A 16,969-nucleotide genomic window follows, 5' to 3' on the forward strand; every position below is an offset into this window, starting at 1 on the left:
GGTTCTCGAGCTCAACACCGCTCCACCTCTCATTTATTACCCTTAACGGAAGCCAACATCCTCAAGAACGCCTCTACCCGCATACGTGTGTGGGCATCTAGATAACCCGGCTTGTCTCCCTCCAATGTAAGGAACGGTTTCTTGATACGGGAGCGGAATATGATGTCTTCGATCTGGCGAAAACAAAAGGTCTGAACATAGTGGATAACCCCGTCTACGTTTCTTTTCTCGATCTCGACCAGAATATCATCGAGGCGGGCAAAAGCCCCGTAGGGATAAGTGTAGAGCAGGTACTGTTCCACCAAATCGGTAGCGTTAAACGGCATAGCAAACTGCCGCTGGATCTCGTTGTACACCACTCTGGCGCCTTGACTCTCCAGGTACTGGTAGAGGTCTTTGACTATGGGCGGTACCCCTATGTAGGCCAGCCGAATTTCTTGCCGAAATGGTGCCCGTGACTTAACCTCATCCACGAATCTTTCCAGTTCGCGGGTAAAAGCCTCCGGATCCTGGTTAAAATCTGTAGCACTAACCTGATAGTAATGGTTCTCAAAACCGCTGACCAGGTTGTGCTTCCAGGTGAGCTCGTCCAACTCCCGCAAAAGCTCCCTCGTACCTGCCAGTTCCTGTCTTACCTCTTCCACTCGTTCCCAGGTTACACCCATCTCCTGCCTTAGTTTTTCCATCTGAAGTCTAAGCATGTCCGGGTCCCGATCAAAAGGATAAGCAAACGGAATAGTCTTGATCCCCTGCATCACTAGAGTCTCGACCAGAGCTTGGGTATTGCTACAGTCCCCCTGCATCACTGCCACCAGAGCCTCCATGTCCGGCAGCTGCAGGGCGACCGAGTAGATGCCCTTTATCCACCCGCAAATATTGCGCGGATACCCTTCTTCCTCAGCCTGGTCTACCAGTTCTTGGGGACGATCCGCGTTTATGAAGAGATTATTCAGGTCGACCGGAACCTTGCCCGCCGCCAGAATCATCTCCACCGGTATAGTCGTAGTAAAACCTATCCTTCCCATATTCCCCGCTCCAGTTTCAACGTCGTCACCTTTCGGATATCGATCTCGGGTAACAGTTTCCCCACCCGGAAAAAAGATTCGCTGGAACCGGTAGCAAAAAACCGGTATTGGGGGCTGGTAGTCCCCGGGTTGTCCAATCCCCGTTCCAACAGCGTCGCTCTTAGCCGGCTAGCCGTTTCTTCCGCCGGATCCACCAAGCGTACCCCTTTGCCCATTACTTTTTGAATAACAGGTATCAAGAAAGGGTAATGAGTGCAGCCGATGACCAGAGTGTCTATCCCTTGCCGGCGCAACGGTTGCAAGTACTCGTTCGCCACCTCTTCTACCTCGTCCCCCTCTAGGACCCCCTGCTCGACCAAAGGCACGAAACGGGGACAGGCCACTTCATAAACCGAAATCCCCGGAGATAGAGCTTTGATATGTCTGGTATAGGCCCCGGTCTTCACCGTAGCCTCCGTGGCAATGACCCCGACTCTGCCATTACGGGTGACTGCTGCCGCGTTGGCAGCTCCAGGTACTATTACGTCGATTACCGGTACTGGGCACATGTCTCTTAAAATCGGTATCGACACCGACGAACTGGTGTTGCATGCTGCCACTACCGCTTTTGCTCCTTGGTTAATCAAAAAATCGATTATGTTCTTGCCTAGCCGAATCAGTTCTTGGGGCGGCTTCCCACCGTAAGGTACGTTTGCCGTATCACCGATGTATATTATGTTCTCGCAGGGCAACCTCTTGATTATCTCCTTTACCACCGTAAGACCGCCCACGCCGGAGTCAAAAACCCCGACGGGCTGTGCACGTTCCAACTAATACACCTCTTCTCAAAACCTGTCTCCTGTTTAAAAATGTCATTTCATAAACTCAGTATACGCATAAACATGCCAGTAAATAATTTAGCACTTTTCGCGCTTACATTCTACCCTACAAGTCAATAACCCATGTTTTGCTAGTTATTCTAAGTTCGGATAATCATGGAAATAAGCATTCCACCGAGCTTTTGGTTCTTAATCAAGCTTTCAATGGTCGAGAAATGTCTACTCCTCCGGCCAGGGTGTCTACATAATCCCCTTCTACCATAAACCTAACCTCTTTTACAGAGGGAAACTGGCAAAGGGTCTTCACCACCGCGTCGACGGCCAGCTGTTCCGGCTTCCCCGGAGCTACTGTCGTAATCTCCCGACTGAAATTGACGATGCACAGCCCGTCAGGCTTGATGTTGATGTCCAAAAGCTTGGTTCCTTCAGGCAAAGGACAGATCAGGTTCGGGTTTTGAGGCCCTGCCAGCAAGGCCTCGATGGTTTTCCTAGCGATGCCTTCCTCCTTTGGAATATCCCGCTTTTCCGCCTCCAGGCCTTTACCGTCCTTACGAGCGAAGTACAGTTCAACCGTTATGCGTTCTTTCGTTAATTCTTTTATGTTAGCGGTACGATTGGATTTAACAGCGGTTGACGAAGCCTTCTTCCCCTCCTCCACCGGTACCTTAATCCACTCCCGCCAAGATTTGAGCCTGGTATCTTCGGTCAACCAGCACCCGCTACTAAAGCAAGCGATGTATAACAGCACAACCACCAGCCACCAGCGTCTGCTTCTCATGTTCCATCCCCTCCCCACCCTTCTCCTAAGATACTATGTACAAGCCAGTGTTTTTATTCCGCCCCGGCAACAGGCAAAAAAAGAAGCGCCCTCAAGGCGCTCACAGTTATGAAGGAGGAGTCATTAAAGCAAACCTAGTTTGCCTAATGCTGAGTTACAAAATCCCAGTAGCTTCAGTAACCCTTTTTTCGTACTTGACTATGTTTATCAGGGAATCCCGGTTGAGGTCGTCCACGATATACAGGGTTCCCCGTGCTTGCTTGGCTACATCTCGCAAAAATACCTTATTCGACTCAAGTCCGATACAAACGAACTTTATCCCCGCTTCAGCCACCTTACGGGCGGCTTCCAAGGCGTCGCTCTTGGCATCAAAACTCCACAACGGGAAGTTGGGCATACCGTCCGTTATCAGTATCAGGAGCGGGTTGTGCACCCGAGAAGATCTTATCAACTCCACACTGGTAAATATACCATCCGCCATGGGAGTCAGGCCCCCCGGTCGGATGCGAGCCAAGCCCTTGGACAACACCTTTTGATTCCGTGTAAAAGGTACCGCCACCGTGGCACTCATCTCTTGGAAAGTGACAACCGCTACCTTTTCCCTGCCGGTCAAGAGCAAGTGCTCTGCCAGGTAACACGCCGCTTGCCTCTTATCCCCGGCCATGCTGGCACTCGCATCGATCAAGAGGCAAACGTCTATGGGAACGTAAGACTTCCGGTCGTACACGTGCAGGTCCTCTTTGTGTATAGTCAACCGGTTTTCTCCCCGCAGGAGACTGCTCTTCTTGGCCTGTACAACCGTTTCCGGCACCGCCAGGTCTCCGGACCAGGTTCCATCCTCTACCTTGACCGTTTTGTTACGGTTGGTGAAATAGACCTGGGACGGCTTGTAATCGCTTTTGCCTATCTTCTGGTATCTCCTGGCTACCGAAGAGGTGTGCCGGATATTGCGCCTGATCTCGGCCTCCAGTTCGCACCGATGCTTGAGCAGAAAATCTTTGAGCTGGCGTCCCTCCTTGGTCAAGACCGGACCCAAAAGTCCGTTTTTAATCAAGCCCAGCTGTTGCAATTGGTCCAGGTAGTGGTCTACATCTCCCCACTTCCGCCTTTGCTCGTCCTGGCTTTTACGCTTAAGTATATTAGCGGTACAGCTTTCAAGGAATTCCTCAACCTCTTCAAGGTTAGCAAATTTTTCAGCAAGTTTCAATATCAATTGGTTCTGATTTTCACGAATTAGTATCTGGCTATATTCGCCCTTGGCCTTTTTCCACGGTAACACGATGTATCCTGCAAAATTGTCCGGCTTTTGTTTTTCGTTACCATGAGATATCTTTTTCACCTTAGCCAGCCGCAACCCAGACTTCACTACTGCCTCTTCCGCAGCTTCAGCTACCGGGAGGACCACACCGTACCGGTCGGATGTCAGCCTAGCCAACAGGTGAACGTGATTCAGTTTTTCTTCTTCCTCCGAAACCGGCCCCACCTCTCCTTGGAAAAGGTCATACACCACTCCTTTTCCGCTTCGAGTAGTAACCTCGATCCGCAACGCATAGTCTAGAACGTTTTTAAACTTCTCTTCCTCCATGAAATTAAGATTCGGGTTCTCTTCCACCAGGTAGTTTTCAATTGCCCAGAATATTTCCTTGGCTACCGCTCTAGCGTCTACTACCCCAGGTTCATGGAACACGTCGATGTGTACGACCTGGTCAGAGTCAACGTAGTTGAGATAGGTACGGCCTGCATCCCTGTTCACCAGTATGCGCACATTGCCTTTTTTGCCTGGAACCACGGCATGAGCCTTTCGACTGACCACCGTACTTTCTCCCAACCTGACTCCCTGTTCCTGCCCAAAATAGATGGAAAGATAGTTGCCGACGACACTCGATTTATCAAAGGCTGCATGTTTATCAGTTACCACAGGAACCACCCCCTAAAAATCGCTGGGGTTCAGTGCCTTTTCGGTTGCGATCAATTCACTCCTGCTGATATCTCTAAGTCTTCGGGCTCCTGGCTCAAAAAGCTCTTCGTTCGATTCTCGACCCGTCTTACCCTTTTCCCTCTTGTCCCGCAGGCTCAAGATGCTTTCTTTGGGAGACCTCGACTCCAGACTGTTCATTATCTTGACCAAGGTATCCCCGTCTACCCTGTGCTTGAGTCCCAGCGGGATCATCTCGATCACGTCAGCAACCGTAACTTGGTTCCGTTTTTTCAGGATGCTGTGTAAAATAGCTCCTTGTTGGATGGCCTCAACCGCCCGCAGGCTTTCCAGGTTGTGTTTGACGTACACCCTGGCGATGAAGTTGCGGACAAAGTCTGGTACATCTGCCTCGGCGTAACGCGCCGCCATTTCTATTATTCTTTGCCTGTATTCCTGGTTGGCCGATTCCAACTCTTCAAGGTTCGCGCCTGTCTTCATAGCCCTCGAGTTCTGCAACATCTGGGAGACCACTTCTACCGACCCCGGCCTCCCCATGTAATAAACCATGTCAAACCGGTCCGAGAGTTGCCGCCTGACCTCCTCCAACGGTCCCGGCTCCTCGTCCGGGTTGGAGGCGGCCCATACCGACACCGTGATGGATATCTCCACCACCGGTAACCCCGCTTCTTCGATCTGCAGGCGGCCTGGTTTGTTCCCCATCACGTCTAGCAGGATATCCGTTATCTCGGGCGAGGTATCAGCTAAACGGTTGATCTCGTCGATAAAGATGATGCCCCGGTGAGCCTGAGGTATAATGCCTGGCAAAAGCGCTGCTTGAGGATGATTCTGATCCGTGATCTTTGCCAAATCGATACTTCCTGCGACCGTACCCACCTTGGCCGAATGCGATATTTCCAAAAACGGCATCGGTATTTCTTCTACTCCAATGGCCTCGATTTCGGTCGGAGTTAAATCCCTGTGCATTGGACAGTGCGGAGCTTGGGGGTCACAGTTGTAAATACAACCTTTGATCCGCTTGATCGGAGGAAGGATATCTCTGGCCGCCCGCATAATGGTTGTCTTACCGGTTCCACGCAGTCCTTCTGCATGAAGGTGGAAAGGTTCTCCGCAGTAGGTAGAGATTACGGACATTTCTACCAAATCAAACAGGGTCCGGTTCCCATCGTGTCTGGCAAGTTTCAGGTATGGTTTCATAAAACATCACTCCATTCCTCTGCCCCGCGGCACGTCACAGGTACTGGAACACCGTGTAAATAACCCCGGTCACCAACGCCCCCAGGAAGAGGTAGATACCCAGTTGCAGAATGTCGACCGAATACCCCATGACCACATCGACATCGTAGACCGTAACCTCTTCCTCTTCTCCCTCGCTGTCCACGATCTCAAAATCATCGTGATATCTTTCTTCTTCCCACAATTTCTTTACTGCCGCTCCATCATACAACCCCCTGTCACTCATGATTAACACCTCCTGTCAACCGACCGTCCTTTTCACCGTTCCGACTCTATCTCTAGTTACATCATAATACATTTTGTTATTGTTTTCACTATCTCCATTACTATTTGGTCTCGAAACAGGTATGGTTAGCTTTTTCTTTACGATATTTCTATAAATCGAGCGGTACGACCGGCCAGCGGAAAGGCAATGATAAGACCCAGCATTCAGAAACCTCTATATTACCAAACCTGCCATGTTGCTCTTTTGCAACCTGTCGCTGCTCCAAATGACTCGGTCAAGTGAAATTTTAAAGGGATAAACTGACGATTTCTGGGGATGTACTGCCTTCACAGCCCCAATTTCTTGCGCAGCACTTTGGCCCGAGCACGGCTGAGCATTATCTGTTTTTTGGACTTCTCCAGGTTTATCAAATACGAACCTTCACCGAAGGATTCGATTTCTTTGATGCGGTTCAGATTCACGATAAAAGCCTGGTGTACCCGGAAAAACGTATTGCGGTCAAGCCTGTTTTCCAGTTCGTTCAATGTATAGTTAGTAGGATACTCGTTGGTGTCCGTATAAATAAAGACTTTTTTGCCCTGACTCTCGGCGAAAATGATATCCTCCTGATTGATAAGGGTTATCTTTCCCCTCTCCCTAATCGGTATCTTGTCGAATAACACCTCTTCGCGGCGGAGTCTTTTGACAAAAAAATCTATGCGCTCCTTCAACTTTTCTTCCACTCGGTTTTCGATAAGTTTTTCGTGAACCAGCCGTTTCTTAGCCCGGTTTATGGTTTCTTGTAAACGCGAAGGGGTGATGGGTTTCACGATATAATCTAAAGCATCCAGCTCGAAGGCTTGCACCGCAAAATCAGGATGCTGAGTGACAAAAACGATCAGAGGAGGATTGTTCAATTCTCCTACCCTTTGCGCGGTTTCCAACCCGCTCAGTTCGGGCATGTTCACGTCGAGAAAAACCAGGTCCGGTTTCTTGTCTTTTATGAGAAGAACTGCCTCTAAGCCATTGTTGGCCTCACCGATGATCTTTACATCCTCTATCTGCTCCAATATATAACGGAGCACTATCCTTTCCCTTTCATCGTCATCGACGGTCATCACGCTCAGATTCACATGCAGCACCCCTGTCTTAAACCGTCCTAATATTCCAACACGATAACTAGTCTGCCATCCCGCTTGCAAGGCTTTGACTCTTCATCTAAACGGCCTTCATTTAAGAAGCTTAGACATTTCTTTGAATGCCGGCCCTTCAGCTACCTGGAGCAGGTCAAAGATAACGGTTTCGGTGTTGGTGATGATAGCCCCCAGATCCCTCATCAACTCTAAACCGCTTTGGTAGTTCTCCTTAAACCTTGAGCCCACAGCATCCCGAACCAGGTACACCTCATACCTTGCCGCTACCAGGTCCCGCACCGTTTGAAAAACACAAACGTGGGTCTCGGTTCCGGTTACGATGATTTGGGAGCGATTCAGTTCCTTCAACTTCTGCTCTACTTCAGGGATAAAGGCAGAAAACAATCTCTTTTCTACAGGAGCGTATTCAGGCAACACGTCCTTGATCTCGGGCACGGTAACCCCCAGACCCTGAGGGTATTGTTCTGTGAGGATCACAGGAATACTCAGGAGCCCGGCCAAGCGCAAAAGCAGTCCGGCGTTGTGGATGATCTTCTCCCTGCGGTCAATCGCGGGCATCAGTTTCTCCTGAAAGTCGACGACCAGCATAAGCGATTCCTTCGCAGTCAGCTTAAATTTGCCCATATTATCCCCCTTTTCTTCTTCTGTAAGTTTTGTTAACCTAGATACGAAACCCCCCAGAGAAGGTGAATACATGCGTTACGAAGGTGTCGTATACCGCCCACCGAGCGAAGCGAACAGTCTATTGATACAGGCAACCATCGGTTGCCCTCATAATAAGTGCACGTTTTGTTCTATGTACAAAGGAACCAAGTTCAGAATCAGGCCGGTTGAAGAAATCAAGGCCGACCTGCGTATGGCCAAGATCTATTACGGAGACTGGATAAAATCTATATTCTTCCCGGATGGCAACACGATAATAATGAAAACCAAGGATCTGGTCGAGATATTTTCTTACGCTCGCCAGCTGTTTCCGTTCTTGGAACGGATTACAGTCTATGGCTCGGCCCGTTTCGTTGACAAGAAGAGCCTGGAGGACCTGATTGCATTGAAAGAAGCAGGGCTTTCCCGCATTCACATGGGCATGGAAAGCGGAGATGATACCGTTTTGTCTCGCATATGTAAAGGAACTACATCGGACCAGATCATTTCGGCCGGATTAAAGCTGAAACAAGCCGGGGTCGAGCTCAGCGAGTACTACCTAGTGGGCATCGGAGGGCCAGAACTGAGCGAGCAACATGCGATAAACAGTGCTCGGGTCCTGAACCAGTTTATCCCTGACTTTATCAGATTCAGAACCTACCAGCCAGTTCAAAACTCGCCGTTGTATGAACAGTACATCAGTGGCGAATTCGAACTCCTAACTCCTCACCAGGCTTTGCAGGAAATCCGGCTGCTTATCGAGAATCTGGATTGCCCAGGTACTATGGTCACCAGCGACCATGTATCCAACTACTGGAATATAACAGGTCGGTTGCCACAGGACCGAGAGGCTATGCTTCAAGAAATCGACTACGCTCTCACCATCCCCGAGTCAACTTTACGTCCCGCTCCTATAACTCACTTGTGATGATTATAACACAATTGGGTTCGACCGCAGAAGATGTTCCTTCCTGCAGCCGAACCCATTCCTTCCCTATATCGCATTGCCCACGTCAAAACCCTCATGTACCGCCTCCAACGCCTTGCGTGGCTCCTTCGCGTCTCCTATTAAATAAGTCTCTGGAAAGGCTTGCTTAATCTCTTCATACAAGGAATTCGCGGGCTTAGATCCGACAGCAACTACCACGGCATCGGCTGGTATCTTTTCGGTTCTTCCCTGGGGATCGCTTACCACTACCCCGTCTTCCTCGATGGCTATGACCTTGGTAGAAGGCCGCAACTGTACCCCCATTCGGGCCAGCTCTTGCAGGATAATCCACCTGGTTGATATGCCTATTCCCCGTCCCATGTTCTTGTCCTGCTCCACAACCACGACCTCTTTGGTACCACGCTGAGCCAGCTCCCTGATCCGCTCCACGGGTTCCGCCTCATTCAGCAACAAGAACTTGACCGTATCAGCATCGATGGTCCCCATACGGGCAATAAACAGGGCTACCTCGCAGCCTACTGCCCCTCCGCCGATGATCACCACCCTCTTGCCGAGTTCAGGTTCGAACGCCAGTACCTCCCAGGCCCCAACCACGTTCTTAGAGTCAATACCCGGGATATCCGGCATAATCGGCCGGGCCCCGGTGGCGATGACCACGGCATCCGGACCGAATCTCTTTATCTCGCCTATATCCGCTTCCTTTTGAGTCTCCACCTTGACTGCCAGCTCTACTAAGCTGTCTTCCAGGTAATCGATCAAATGAACAAAATCTTGGCGCCCCGGTATGGCGGCTGCGAGTTCTAGCTGACCTCCCAGGTTCACTTCTTTCTCCCAGAGAGTAACGTCGTGACCTCGCGTAGCAGCTACCCTAGCCGCTTCCATACCAGCCGGACCTCCGCCAATGACCAGTACCTTTTTAGGCCGTTCGACCGGGCGAAGTCTGGTCTGGGCCTCGCGTCCCGCCCTGGCGTTCACTAAACACCTGCAGCTTCCACCAACAAAAATCGCATCCAAGCAGCCTTGGTTGCAACCTATACATTTACGGATTTCGTGCCACCGGCCTTCTTCTAGCTTTCTCGGCAGCTCTGGATCCGCCATCAAGCCTCTCGCCATACCTACAAGGTCAGCCTGCCCCTCTATGAGAAATTGTTCTGCTATCACCGGGTCGTTTATGCGGTTGCAAGCGATGACTTGAGAATTATTAACAGCCTCTTTTACCGTTCGCGCCAGGTAAGAATAAGCCCCCGGAGGTACGTTCATGGTTATCTGCGGCACCCTAGACTCATGCCATCCCCCGGTAACGCTAAAGAGGTTAGCCCCCGCCTGTTCAAGCCTGGCAGCGAACCTGGCCATTTCTAGGCTGCCGTTGCCGCCCTGCATGAACTCGTTCCCACTGAGCCTCACCGAAATCGGGTAATCGGAGCCTATTGCCGTGCGGACGGCCTTGATGACCTCAACGCCGAACCGGCAGCGGTTTTCGAAATCTCCACCGTACTCGTCATCTCTCTGGTTCGTGAGAGGGGAAAAGAACTGCGATATGAGATAACCGGCGCTGGCAATAACCTCTACCATGTCGTACCCCGCTTCTACTGCCCTTCTGGCAGCAGCCGCGAAGGCCTGTATTACTTCCTCGATGTCTTTCTCAGTCATCTCTCTAGGAACTTCCCGGGTCAGGCTCGAGGCAATAGGTGAAGGCGCAATCGGTTGGATGCCGCTGTACCTCGAAGTGGCGTAGCGACCGGCTTGAAACAGCTGGGCGCACGTTTTAGCCCCTAGACTTTTTATAACCTGGTTTAGCTGCCGGTGACCGGGGATGTAACTATCGTCTTGCAGAGACACCATGCCCCAGTAGGCGCTGTGCTTGTCGATGGTACACCCCCCCACTACTATGAGTCCTACTCCGCCTTGGGCCCTCTCCCGGTAAAACTCAGTAATCCGTTCTCCCACCTTACCGTCTTCGCAGAAACCGAGATGCATGGGCAGCATGACGATACGGTTCCTCAGCTCGACGTTTCCAATTCGTACCGGCTCCAACAGCTTCACATCTACTCCTCCTTTCTCCAAAACAGCGCGCGGTCGCTTCAGTTCTTCTTGGGCGGCACTATGTATATGTCGTCGCCCCTCTGCTCGAAGTATTCGGACATCCTCCAGTAGACACCCCGAGACAAACGGGTGTCTCCTTCCCACCTGAAGGTTATATAGGGAACATCTCCCACGAAGTGGATCTTCATGGGCTCGGTTATCTTCATTTCCTGGCGGTCGTGAAACACCAAAGTCAAGTCCTCTTGACTTTCATCGATGCCGATAGCATAAAACGGAGCATCTTCTACCACCACCGGGAAAGTCTCTTCTCTCAGGTGGATGTAGTAGCCGCCGTTTTCATCTCTTTCTAGATGACGGGCAAACAGGTTGACTATCGGCAACCGGAACATCTCATTTCCGTTGGCATACCACTTGCCATCCCGACCGATCTTGATCTCGGTAATGTACACGAGCACTCCCCTTCTTTCCGTTGAAATGTCACCACTAGACGCTGATTAACGCTGATTGTTTGTATTGTTATTGTTTGTATTATAAATTACTTTACCTTAGTTCCTCAATCGCTCCCTAAGCAATGTTGCGTTCTCAAAAAAACAAAACCGGGTATTTTACCTCGGTCCAAAATCTGCGTTAATCCGCCCCGAAAATAGCCACAGATGCACACAGATTCTAACAGATGTCCACAGATGATTATATAATTGGCAGTGTTGATTGCCGCGGTGTTAGAAAGCCTCTGTGAATTTTCATTCTCTAGTGGTGACACCGGCAGGTGTCGTAAGGGTCTGCCCCGAAAATAGAGTCGAAGGGGGAGTGTTAGCCGGGCGAAGCGACGTATGACGAGCCGTTGCAACACACGGCGAAACTGAGGGCTGCGAAGCGGAGCGAGAAACAGGAGGTTTCGAGCAGCGAGGGACTGAGTGCATGGATGCCGAATCCCGAGCGGTCCGCTTCGCACCGAAGAGAGCCGATGTGTTGTAGGCGAGGAGTCTTGGAGCGAGCTGGCTAACACTCCTCCACAGTCGCATTTTCATTCTCTAGTGGTGACTCGGATGAGAGTCATAAAGGTCTGCGTTATTCTGCGTCTTTCGATTATCTGACGCCTGCGGCTTGCTGACCACAAAGATTTGCCTGAGCTCTTATTTCTCGTATTTCCTCGTCCGTTATTTCCCGGCCCCGGGAGTGGAGGGCAGCCAGTCTAAAACCATGCTTGGCCCCCAAACAGCGGAGATGCTCCACCGTTTCCAAGGGAATCCTAGTGCCGATGCTGTAATCCTTACCATCGTTTTCCAAGGCCAGGAGTATCGTTTCCGACAGGCACGCCAGGGTTATGCCCGCACGGCAGCCCAGGTTAGACCCGAAAGCGACGTTATCAGGAAGCTGGACCAGCCCTCCTTCCAATACCAATACGTCTTTTCGCTTTTCGGAGACTGCAGGTGACACGTCGGGGGGCCGGGCTACATCGCACACCACAGTCCCGGGCTTGAGGTGCTCGGGACCGATGAGGTAGCCAGGCGAGTTGCTCGCGGTTATTATCACGTCTGCCATCCGCAGCCCTTTATCGATATCCAGAGTGATCGTCACCGGGCACGGCACTCCCAGGTGTTTGGCTGCCGCCTCGAGAACCCCAAGCGGGCGCAGGGCATCAGGATTGGAGGAACTGCCGATGTGTTCCAGCTCTCGGGCAATGTCCACGCCCTCCTCTGAACCGGTTTTCAGTTTGCTCAAGGCCCCGTTGATCCATCCGGCAAGCCCCCGTAGGTCCCCTTGGCGCCTGCGCGACACGGCGTGAAGCACTATCTCGTCAGCCACACTGCTCAACCTGCGCAGGCTGCTGTTTTTCCGGGATGGGTTGCCTATAAGATTGATGCGGGCAAACCTTTCTCCCAGTAAAATGGCACATACCCTGCCGATGGATCCGGTTGCCCCGACCACGGCCGCAGTCGCCCGTTCTAGATCCATGCCCATTTTTTCCGCTCCCAAGAACGTGGCCTCTACCGCCATGGCGACTGTGAAGCTGTTTCCGCTGGTAACTGCTACGCCCCTTCCCTGCACGTCGCGACCTCCGCGCGTGACCACTGAAGTAAACGCGCCCAGCCCCACTACATCGGCCCCCATGTCCCTTGCCATATCAACAGCTTCCTGAATCACGGGGACGACCACCGACCGGGGCAGTGTCATCATTTGCTTCGCACCAAAAGGAACCCCGATCAGCCAGCCTTCTACCACCTCGCCGGTCCGGGAACGCAGAGAAGGCATGTGGCACAGCACCTGGGACTCGGGTTCAGTTGCCTGCCAATCGAGGAACTCTTCCAATTGAGTTTCCGTAAACTGCTCTAGCGAGGGGGTGGCGTGCACCACGTCTTCACGTCCCGGATAATGGATCAGGAAAGCGAACCGGTGCAACGGCTTCTCTCCGGGTTTTAGCTGTGAAGCCACCACAGGTCTCAAGGTGGCCTTCCGGTAATCCCTGATTTGGGCAGGCAGGCTGTTGTCCCCCAAGAGGTATTTGAACAGCCAAACATAGTCCTTCTTGTAGACGATTTCGCATATCTGGTCTAAAGCCTCGACACACCTATCGATTTCCTCAACCGTTACGGTCAAAGGCGGCTCCAGCCGCATGGTCATGGGATTGTTCAAAAATGGAGCGCACCGGATGCCGTACACGTTGAGCAAGAGCCCGGATATTAAGGGGCAAAACCCGCCCTGCTTGCTCAAGAAAATCATGTCGAACGAATCTTCGGGCCCGAAGTCCGAGAATTCTAGGCCAACCATCAACCCTTCCCCCCGGACTTCTTTAATAACACCCGGCCAGCGGCTCTGAATTTCCTCGACCTTAGAAATCAGGTATTCTCCTTTTGCCTCGACCTCTTTCAACAGCCGTCCTTCGTCTTCAAGCAGCTTCTCCAAAACCGCAATCCCTACCTGACAGGTAAAGTTGTTGTTGGCAAAAGTGGAGCTGTGCAGCCTTCCGAAACCCTCGTTCCACACCCTGGGGCTGGACAGACACACTCCCAGCGGAACCAGCCCGCCCCCCAGAGCCTTGGAGAGCAACAGGATGTCCGGCTCTACACCCTCTTTTTCACAGGCCAAGAGCCGCCCGGTTCGGCCAAGGCCGGTCTGAATTTCGTCGAGTACAAAAACCACCCCGAAGCGGTGGCACAATTCCTTAGCGGCCTTGAGGTACCCGTCGGGGGCGACTACAATTCCCCCTTCTCCCTGTATCGGCTCGACGATGAAAGCCGCGATCTCGCCGGCCTCTCTCTCCAATACTTCCTCGAGAGCGTCAATGTCCCCAAAAGGAACTTTTTCGAATCCCGGAACCGGAGCGAAAAACGGTGACTGGTAGACTTCTCGTCCGGTAGCCGACAGGGCCCCCATGGTCTTTCCGTGAAAACTGTTCTCGCAGGATAATATCTTGAACCTGCCGGTCGCCGAGCGCGCCAATTTTATGGCCGCTTCTACCGCTTCGGCTCCGCTCTGGGTAAACGTAGCAAACTGAAGCTCGCCTGGCGCAAGCTCGGCCAGCTTCTGGGCTAATTCCGAAGCTTTTAGAGGTACGGAGGGCTGCACCAGGCTGGGAATTCCCGCTTCCCGAAAAGCGGATATCGCTTCCCACAAAAAGGGAGGGTTGTATCCGAAGGGAACTGCTCCATACTGGGCTATGAAATCGAGGTATTGCCGTCCTTCCTCATCGTAAAGATAGTTGCCTTCGCCCCGCACGTACACCTTATTAAGGCGAAACATATCGAGCAAACGGTAAAGGGTCGGATTCAAGATGTCGGGTCTGGCTAACAAAAGTATTCCCCCTTTTCGCACCCCTGTGCACAGTATTGTGCACTACTAGTATATATTGTATTTTTAGCAGAAAAGTATGCAGGTGTCAAAACCTTCTAGCAGAATCCTTAAGACACTTAGCCGCCGGGTGCTTTGCCCACCGCGAATAATTTTCTGTTTTTGGGAAAAAGTAAGATATGAAAACAGTGGTGAATTAGGTGAAAGGAGGTTTTCAGGTGGCTGACGACCAGGTGAGAACCGATACCCCTATGGACCTGGGCACCTTCCATTTTCTCAGAACCGGATGGTGGATCTTCCATGTGATCGTTATCGTCGGCATTTTCTATCTGGGCTGGCTGTACGGAGGCAGCGTCTTCCGGTAAGAAAACCAAGGGGACAGGTTCCCTGATTACTGCCTGATCAAGGAATCTAGTCCCCTCGCTTCTCCAAATCGCCTTACATTTCCGCTCGCGATGGTGCATTAGAGCTTGGGAGTCTGAATAGAACCGGTTCTGTGTTTCTGCAAGTGACAACGGTGAGCCGTTTAACCGCGAATATCTCCTACCACTCGGGAGGCAGCCGCTTTAACTGGGCCAGGTTGAAAACCGGCCCGTCGAGGCAGATGTACTCGGAGCCGATGTTGCACCGCCCGCACTTGCCTATGCCGCACTTCATCCTCATTTCTAAGGTGGTTATAACTTGCTCGTCGCTGAATCCCATCTTCTCCATCGATTTTAACACCAGCTTTATCATTATCGGCGGCCCGCAGATGACAGCGATGGTGTCTTGCGGACTCGGGTTCAACTCCTCGAGGTAAGTGGGGACGAACGCCACCTTCCCGTCCCATCCAGGTTCTGGCCGGTCGATGGTGGTAAAGACCTGAGTGTCAGGCTGGGCCGGCCATTCTTCGAACAGTTCTCGCTTAAAGCAGAGGTCCGCCACACTGCGCGCCCCGTAAAGAATCTGAATCTTTCCGTACTTTTCCCGGTTCTGAAAGCAGTACTTGATGAAAGACCGGAGCGGGGCTAATCCTATGCCGCCTCCGATGAACAGCATGTTCTTGCCCTCGCATTCCTTAACCGGGAATCCGTTGCCGTAAGGTCCTCTGACCCCGATTTTCTGCCCGATCTCGATCTCGTGCAGGGCATCGGTCAGAACCCCGACCCGCCGTATGGCAAACTCCAGGTGATCATCGGCCTGCCAGGAAACGGAAAACATACCCTCCCCGACCGGCAGCAGAGAGACCATGGCCAGCTGGCCAGGCATTACCGGGAAGGGGATGCCGTTGTCCGTAGTTACGTAGAAAGTCTTAACATCCGGAGTTTCATCGATTATGTCAACCACTTTGGCAATCCCGGGAACCAGGGGATTACCGCACGTGCAGTTACCTGACATCCGCGTTCACCTCCTGCAAGCGGTTTATGATAGAAAGGATGTTGATCCCCTGCGGGCAGAAAACGATACAGCGCCCGCACCCGGTACATAAGAAAGTCCCGTAACGTTCGCAGAAGAACTCCAGCTTGTGCAGGAAACGGTTGCGGAACCGGTCCTGTTTTCGCTCCCGCGGGTTATGTCCCCCGGCCATCTGGGTGTACTCGGGGTACATGCAGGAATCCCAGCAGCGGAAACGGTAACCTTCGCTCCCCCTGGTCTTGACCTGGATATCAAAACAGTAACAGCTGGGGCACAGGTAGGTGCAAATACCGCAGTTCATGCAAGGACTTGCCAGTTCGTCCCAGACCGGGTCTTCGAACATGGTCGCCAGCTTTTCAGAAAGACCCTCGGTGTTGATACTCGTAGAGAAAGCCCCCAACTGAGGTTTATCGAAACTCTTCTCGGTCAATATATCACGGAGCTCGCGGGTGAGACTTTCTCCTTTTTCAGTTCTAGCTTCCCACCCGAAGTCGCCGTCTGACAGATCATATATGATCACGTCGCAAGCCTCCGGCTCCAGCGGATTCACGCCCATGGCCTGGCAGAAGCAGTTAGGTCCGGGCTTTGCGCAGGCGCGGCCAATTACGGCCAGCCCTTCCCGCCTGGCCTTGTAGAAACCGTCTTCGTAGCCCCTGGTCAAGAAAACCAGGTCCAAAGCCGCCAGGGCCTTGCTGTCACAGGCACGGATCCCGAAAAGAAAGCGGTTTCCGGACTGCTCGCAAACCCCGGTTACTTCTGCCTCCGGGCCGGCAGCCACAAAAGTATACATCCTTTCCGTTTGGGGCAAAACCACCGCCTTAGGAGATAACAAGGTGTTCAAGCTGTGGAGGTCAAGCTGTCCCTTGGTATCCGGTGACCACAAGCCAAATTCGCTGGTGACACCCTGATTCATGGGTACATAGACCTCGCCTTTTTCCGCAAGCCAGTCAAGTAGAGCTTCTACCTTGTTTTTCGGCAGTACTTTCATCGGTATCACCT

Annotated in this window: 15 protein-coding genes; 2 read left to right on the top strand and 13 right to left on the bottom strand. The window is 52.1% G+C overall.

Annotated elements, in window-relative coordinates; genetic code table 11:
- Positions 1-29 precede the first annotated feature (29 nt).
- The 8 genes from SLIP_RS10185 to SLIP_RS10220 all read right to left on the bottom strand — a co-directional run bounded on the left by SLIP_RS10185 (position 30) and on the right by SLIP_RS10220 (position 7,776).
- Positions 30-1,025: a 2-hydroxyacyl-CoA dehydratase family protein gene (locus tag SLIP_RS10185; RefSeq protein WP_013176204.1), complete on the bottom strand. Its 996-nt coding sequence runs from the start codon at positions 1,023-1,025 to the stop codon at positions 30-32.
- The gene (gene murI, locus SLIP_RS10190; protein WP_013176205.1) at positions 1,013-1,834 is read right to left on the bottom strand and encodes a glutamate racemase; all 822 of its coding nucleotides are present in this window, start codon (positions 1,832-1,834) and stop codon (positions 1,013-1,015) included. The genes SLIP_RS10185 and murI overlap by 13 nt, the downstream gene beginning before the upstream one ends.
- Before the next feature lie 202 nt (positions 1,835-2,036).
- Positions 2,037-2,621 (bottom strand): GerMN domain-containing protein, encoded by a 585-nt coding sequence (locus SLIP_RS12205; RefSeq protein ID WP_013176206.1) that lies wholly within the window; start codon positions 2,619-2,621, stop codon positions 2,037-2,039.
- Positions 2,622-2,775: 154 nt separating this feature from the next.
- On the bottom strand, positions 2,776-4,539 hold the full coding sequence (locus SLIP_RS10200) for a vWA domain-containing protein (protein WP_013176207.1): 1,764 nt from the start codon (positions 4,537-4,539) through the stop codon (positions 2,776-2,778).
- 12 nt (positions 4,540-4,551) lie between these two features.
- Positions 4,552-5,754 carry a magnesium chelatase ATPase subunit I gene (locus tag SLIP_RS10205; RefSeq protein ID WP_013176208.1) on the bottom strand — a complete coding sequence of 401 codons (1,203 nt, stop codon included), beginning with the start codon at positions 5,752-5,754 and terminating at the stop codon, positions 4,552-4,554.
- A gap of 34 nt (positions 5,755-5,788) precedes the next feature.
- Positions 5,789-6,019 (bottom strand): C2 domain-containing protein, encoded by a 231-nt coding sequence (locus SLIP_RS10210; protein ID WP_013176209.1) that lies wholly within the window; start codon positions 6,017-6,019, stop codon positions 5,789-5,791.
- A 326-nt stretch (positions 6,020-6,345) separates the two neighbouring features.
- Positions 6,346-7,131: a LytR/AlgR family response regulator transcription factor gene (locus SLIP_RS10215; protein ID WP_148216573.1), complete on the bottom strand. Its 786-nt coding sequence runs from the start codon at positions 7,129-7,131 to the stop codon at positions 6,346-6,348.
- A gap of 96 nt (positions 7,132-7,227) precedes the next feature.
- Positions 7,228-7,776, bottom strand: coding sequence for an isochorismatase family protein (locus SLIP_RS10220; protein ID WP_013176211.1), 549 nt, complete (start codon positions 7,774-7,776; stop codon positions 7,228-7,230).
- 70 nt (positions 7,777-7,846) lie between these two features.
- Between SLIP_RS10220 and SLIP_RS10225 the strand changes: the two genes are divergently transcribed.
- A complete protein-coding gene (locus SLIP_RS10225; protein ID WP_013176212.1) occupies positions 7,847-8,722 on the top strand; it encodes a radical SAM protein in 876 nt (291 codons plus the stop codon).
- Positions 8,723-8,788: 66 nt separating this feature from the next.
- Here SLIP_RS10225 and SLIP_RS10230 read toward each other — a convergent pair whose 3' ends face one another.
- From SLIP_RS10230 to SLIP_RS10240, 3 genes are all read right to left on the bottom strand, one after another.
- Entirely contained in the window at positions 8,789-10,786 is a 1,998-nt protein-coding gene (locus SLIP_RS10230) for an oxidoreductase (protein WP_013176213.1), read from the bottom strand.
- 38 nt (positions 10,787-10,824) lie between these two features.
- Positions 10,825-11,235: a DUF1285 domain-containing protein gene (locus SLIP_RS10235; protein WP_013176214.1), complete on the bottom strand. Its 411-nt coding sequence runs from the start codon at positions 11,233-11,235 to the stop codon at positions 10,825-10,827.
- A 637-nt stretch (positions 11,236-11,872) separates the two neighbouring features.
- Positions 11,873-14,578 (bottom strand): aminotransferase class III-fold pyridoxal phosphate-dependent enzyme, encoded by a 2,706-nt coding sequence (locus SLIP_RS10240; RefSeq protein ID WP_013176216.1) that lies wholly within the window; start codon positions 14,576-14,578, stop codon positions 11,873-11,875.
- Between the two features lie 215 nt (positions 14,579-14,793).
- Here SLIP_RS10240 and SLIP_RS12790 point away from each other — a divergent pair, with 215 nt between their 5' ends.
- A complete protein-coding gene (locus SLIP_RS12790) occupies positions 14,794-14,940 on the top strand; it encodes a hypothetical protein (protein ID WP_013176217.1) in 147 nt (48 codons plus the stop codon).
- Positions 14,941-15,118: 178 nt separating this feature from the next.
- Here SLIP_RS12790 and SLIP_RS10245 read toward each other — a convergent pair whose 3' ends face one another.
- Together SLIP_RS10245 and SLIP_RS10250 are read right to left on the bottom strand one after the other, a co-directional pair.
- Positions 15,119-15,952 (bottom strand): FAD/NAD(P)-binding protein, encoded by an 834-nt coding sequence (locus SLIP_RS10245; protein WP_013176218.1) that lies wholly within the window; start codon positions 15,950-15,952, stop codon positions 15,119-15,121.
- The gene (locus tag SLIP_RS10250) at positions 15,942-16,958 is read right to left on the bottom strand and encodes a 4Fe-4S dicluster domain-containing protein (RefSeq protein ID WP_013176219.1); all 1,017 of its coding nucleotides are present in this window, start codon (positions 16,956-16,958) and stop codon (positions 15,942-15,944) included. The genes SLIP_RS10245 and SLIP_RS10250 overlap by 11 nt, the downstream gene beginning before the upstream one ends.
- Positions 16,959-16,969 lie beyond the last annotated feature (11 nt).

Origin of the sequence: Syntrophothermus lipocalidus DSM 12680 (assembly GCF_000092405.1) — a bacterium.
Classification (GTDB): Bacteria; Bacillota; Syntrophomonadia; order Syntrophomonadales; family Syntrophothermaceae; genus Syntrophothermus; species Syntrophothermus lipocalidus.

Excerpts from the sequence above, each read along its gene's own strand:
- SLIP_RS10250 (WP_013176219.1), bottom strand. The coding sequence starts at position 16,958 with ATGAAAGTACTGCCGAAAAACAAGGTAGAAGCTCTACTTGACTGGCTT.
- SLIP_RS10245 (WP_013176218.1), bottom strand. The coding sequence starts at position 15,952 with ATGTCAGGTAACTGCACGTGCGGTAATCCCCTGGTTCCCGGGATTGCC.
- SLIP_RS12205 (WP_013176206.1), bottom strand. The coding sequence starts at position 2,621 with ATGAGAAGCAGACGCTGGTGGCTGGTGGTTGTGCTGTTATACATCGCT.
- SLIP_RS10220 (WP_013176211.1), bottom strand. The coding sequence starts at position 7,776 with ATGGGCAAATTTAAGCTGACTGCGAAGGAATCGCTTATGCTGGTCGTC.
- SLIP_RS10205 (WP_013176208.1), bottom strand. The coding sequence starts at position 5,754 with ATGAAACCATACCTGAAACTTGCCAGACACGATGGGAACCGGACCCTG.
- SLIP_RS10225 (WP_013176212.1), top strand. The coding sequence starts at position 7,847 with ATGCGTTACGAAGGTGTCGTATACCGCCCACCGAGCGAAGCGAACAGT.
- SLIP_RS10185 (WP_013176204.1), bottom strand. The coding sequence starts at position 1,025 with ATGGGAAGGATAGGTTTTACTACGACTATACCGGTGGAGATGATTCTG.
- SLIP_RS10210 (WP_013176209.1), bottom strand. The coding sequence starts at position 6,019 with ATGAGTGACAGGGGGTTGTATGATGGAGCGGCAGTAAAGAAATTGTGG.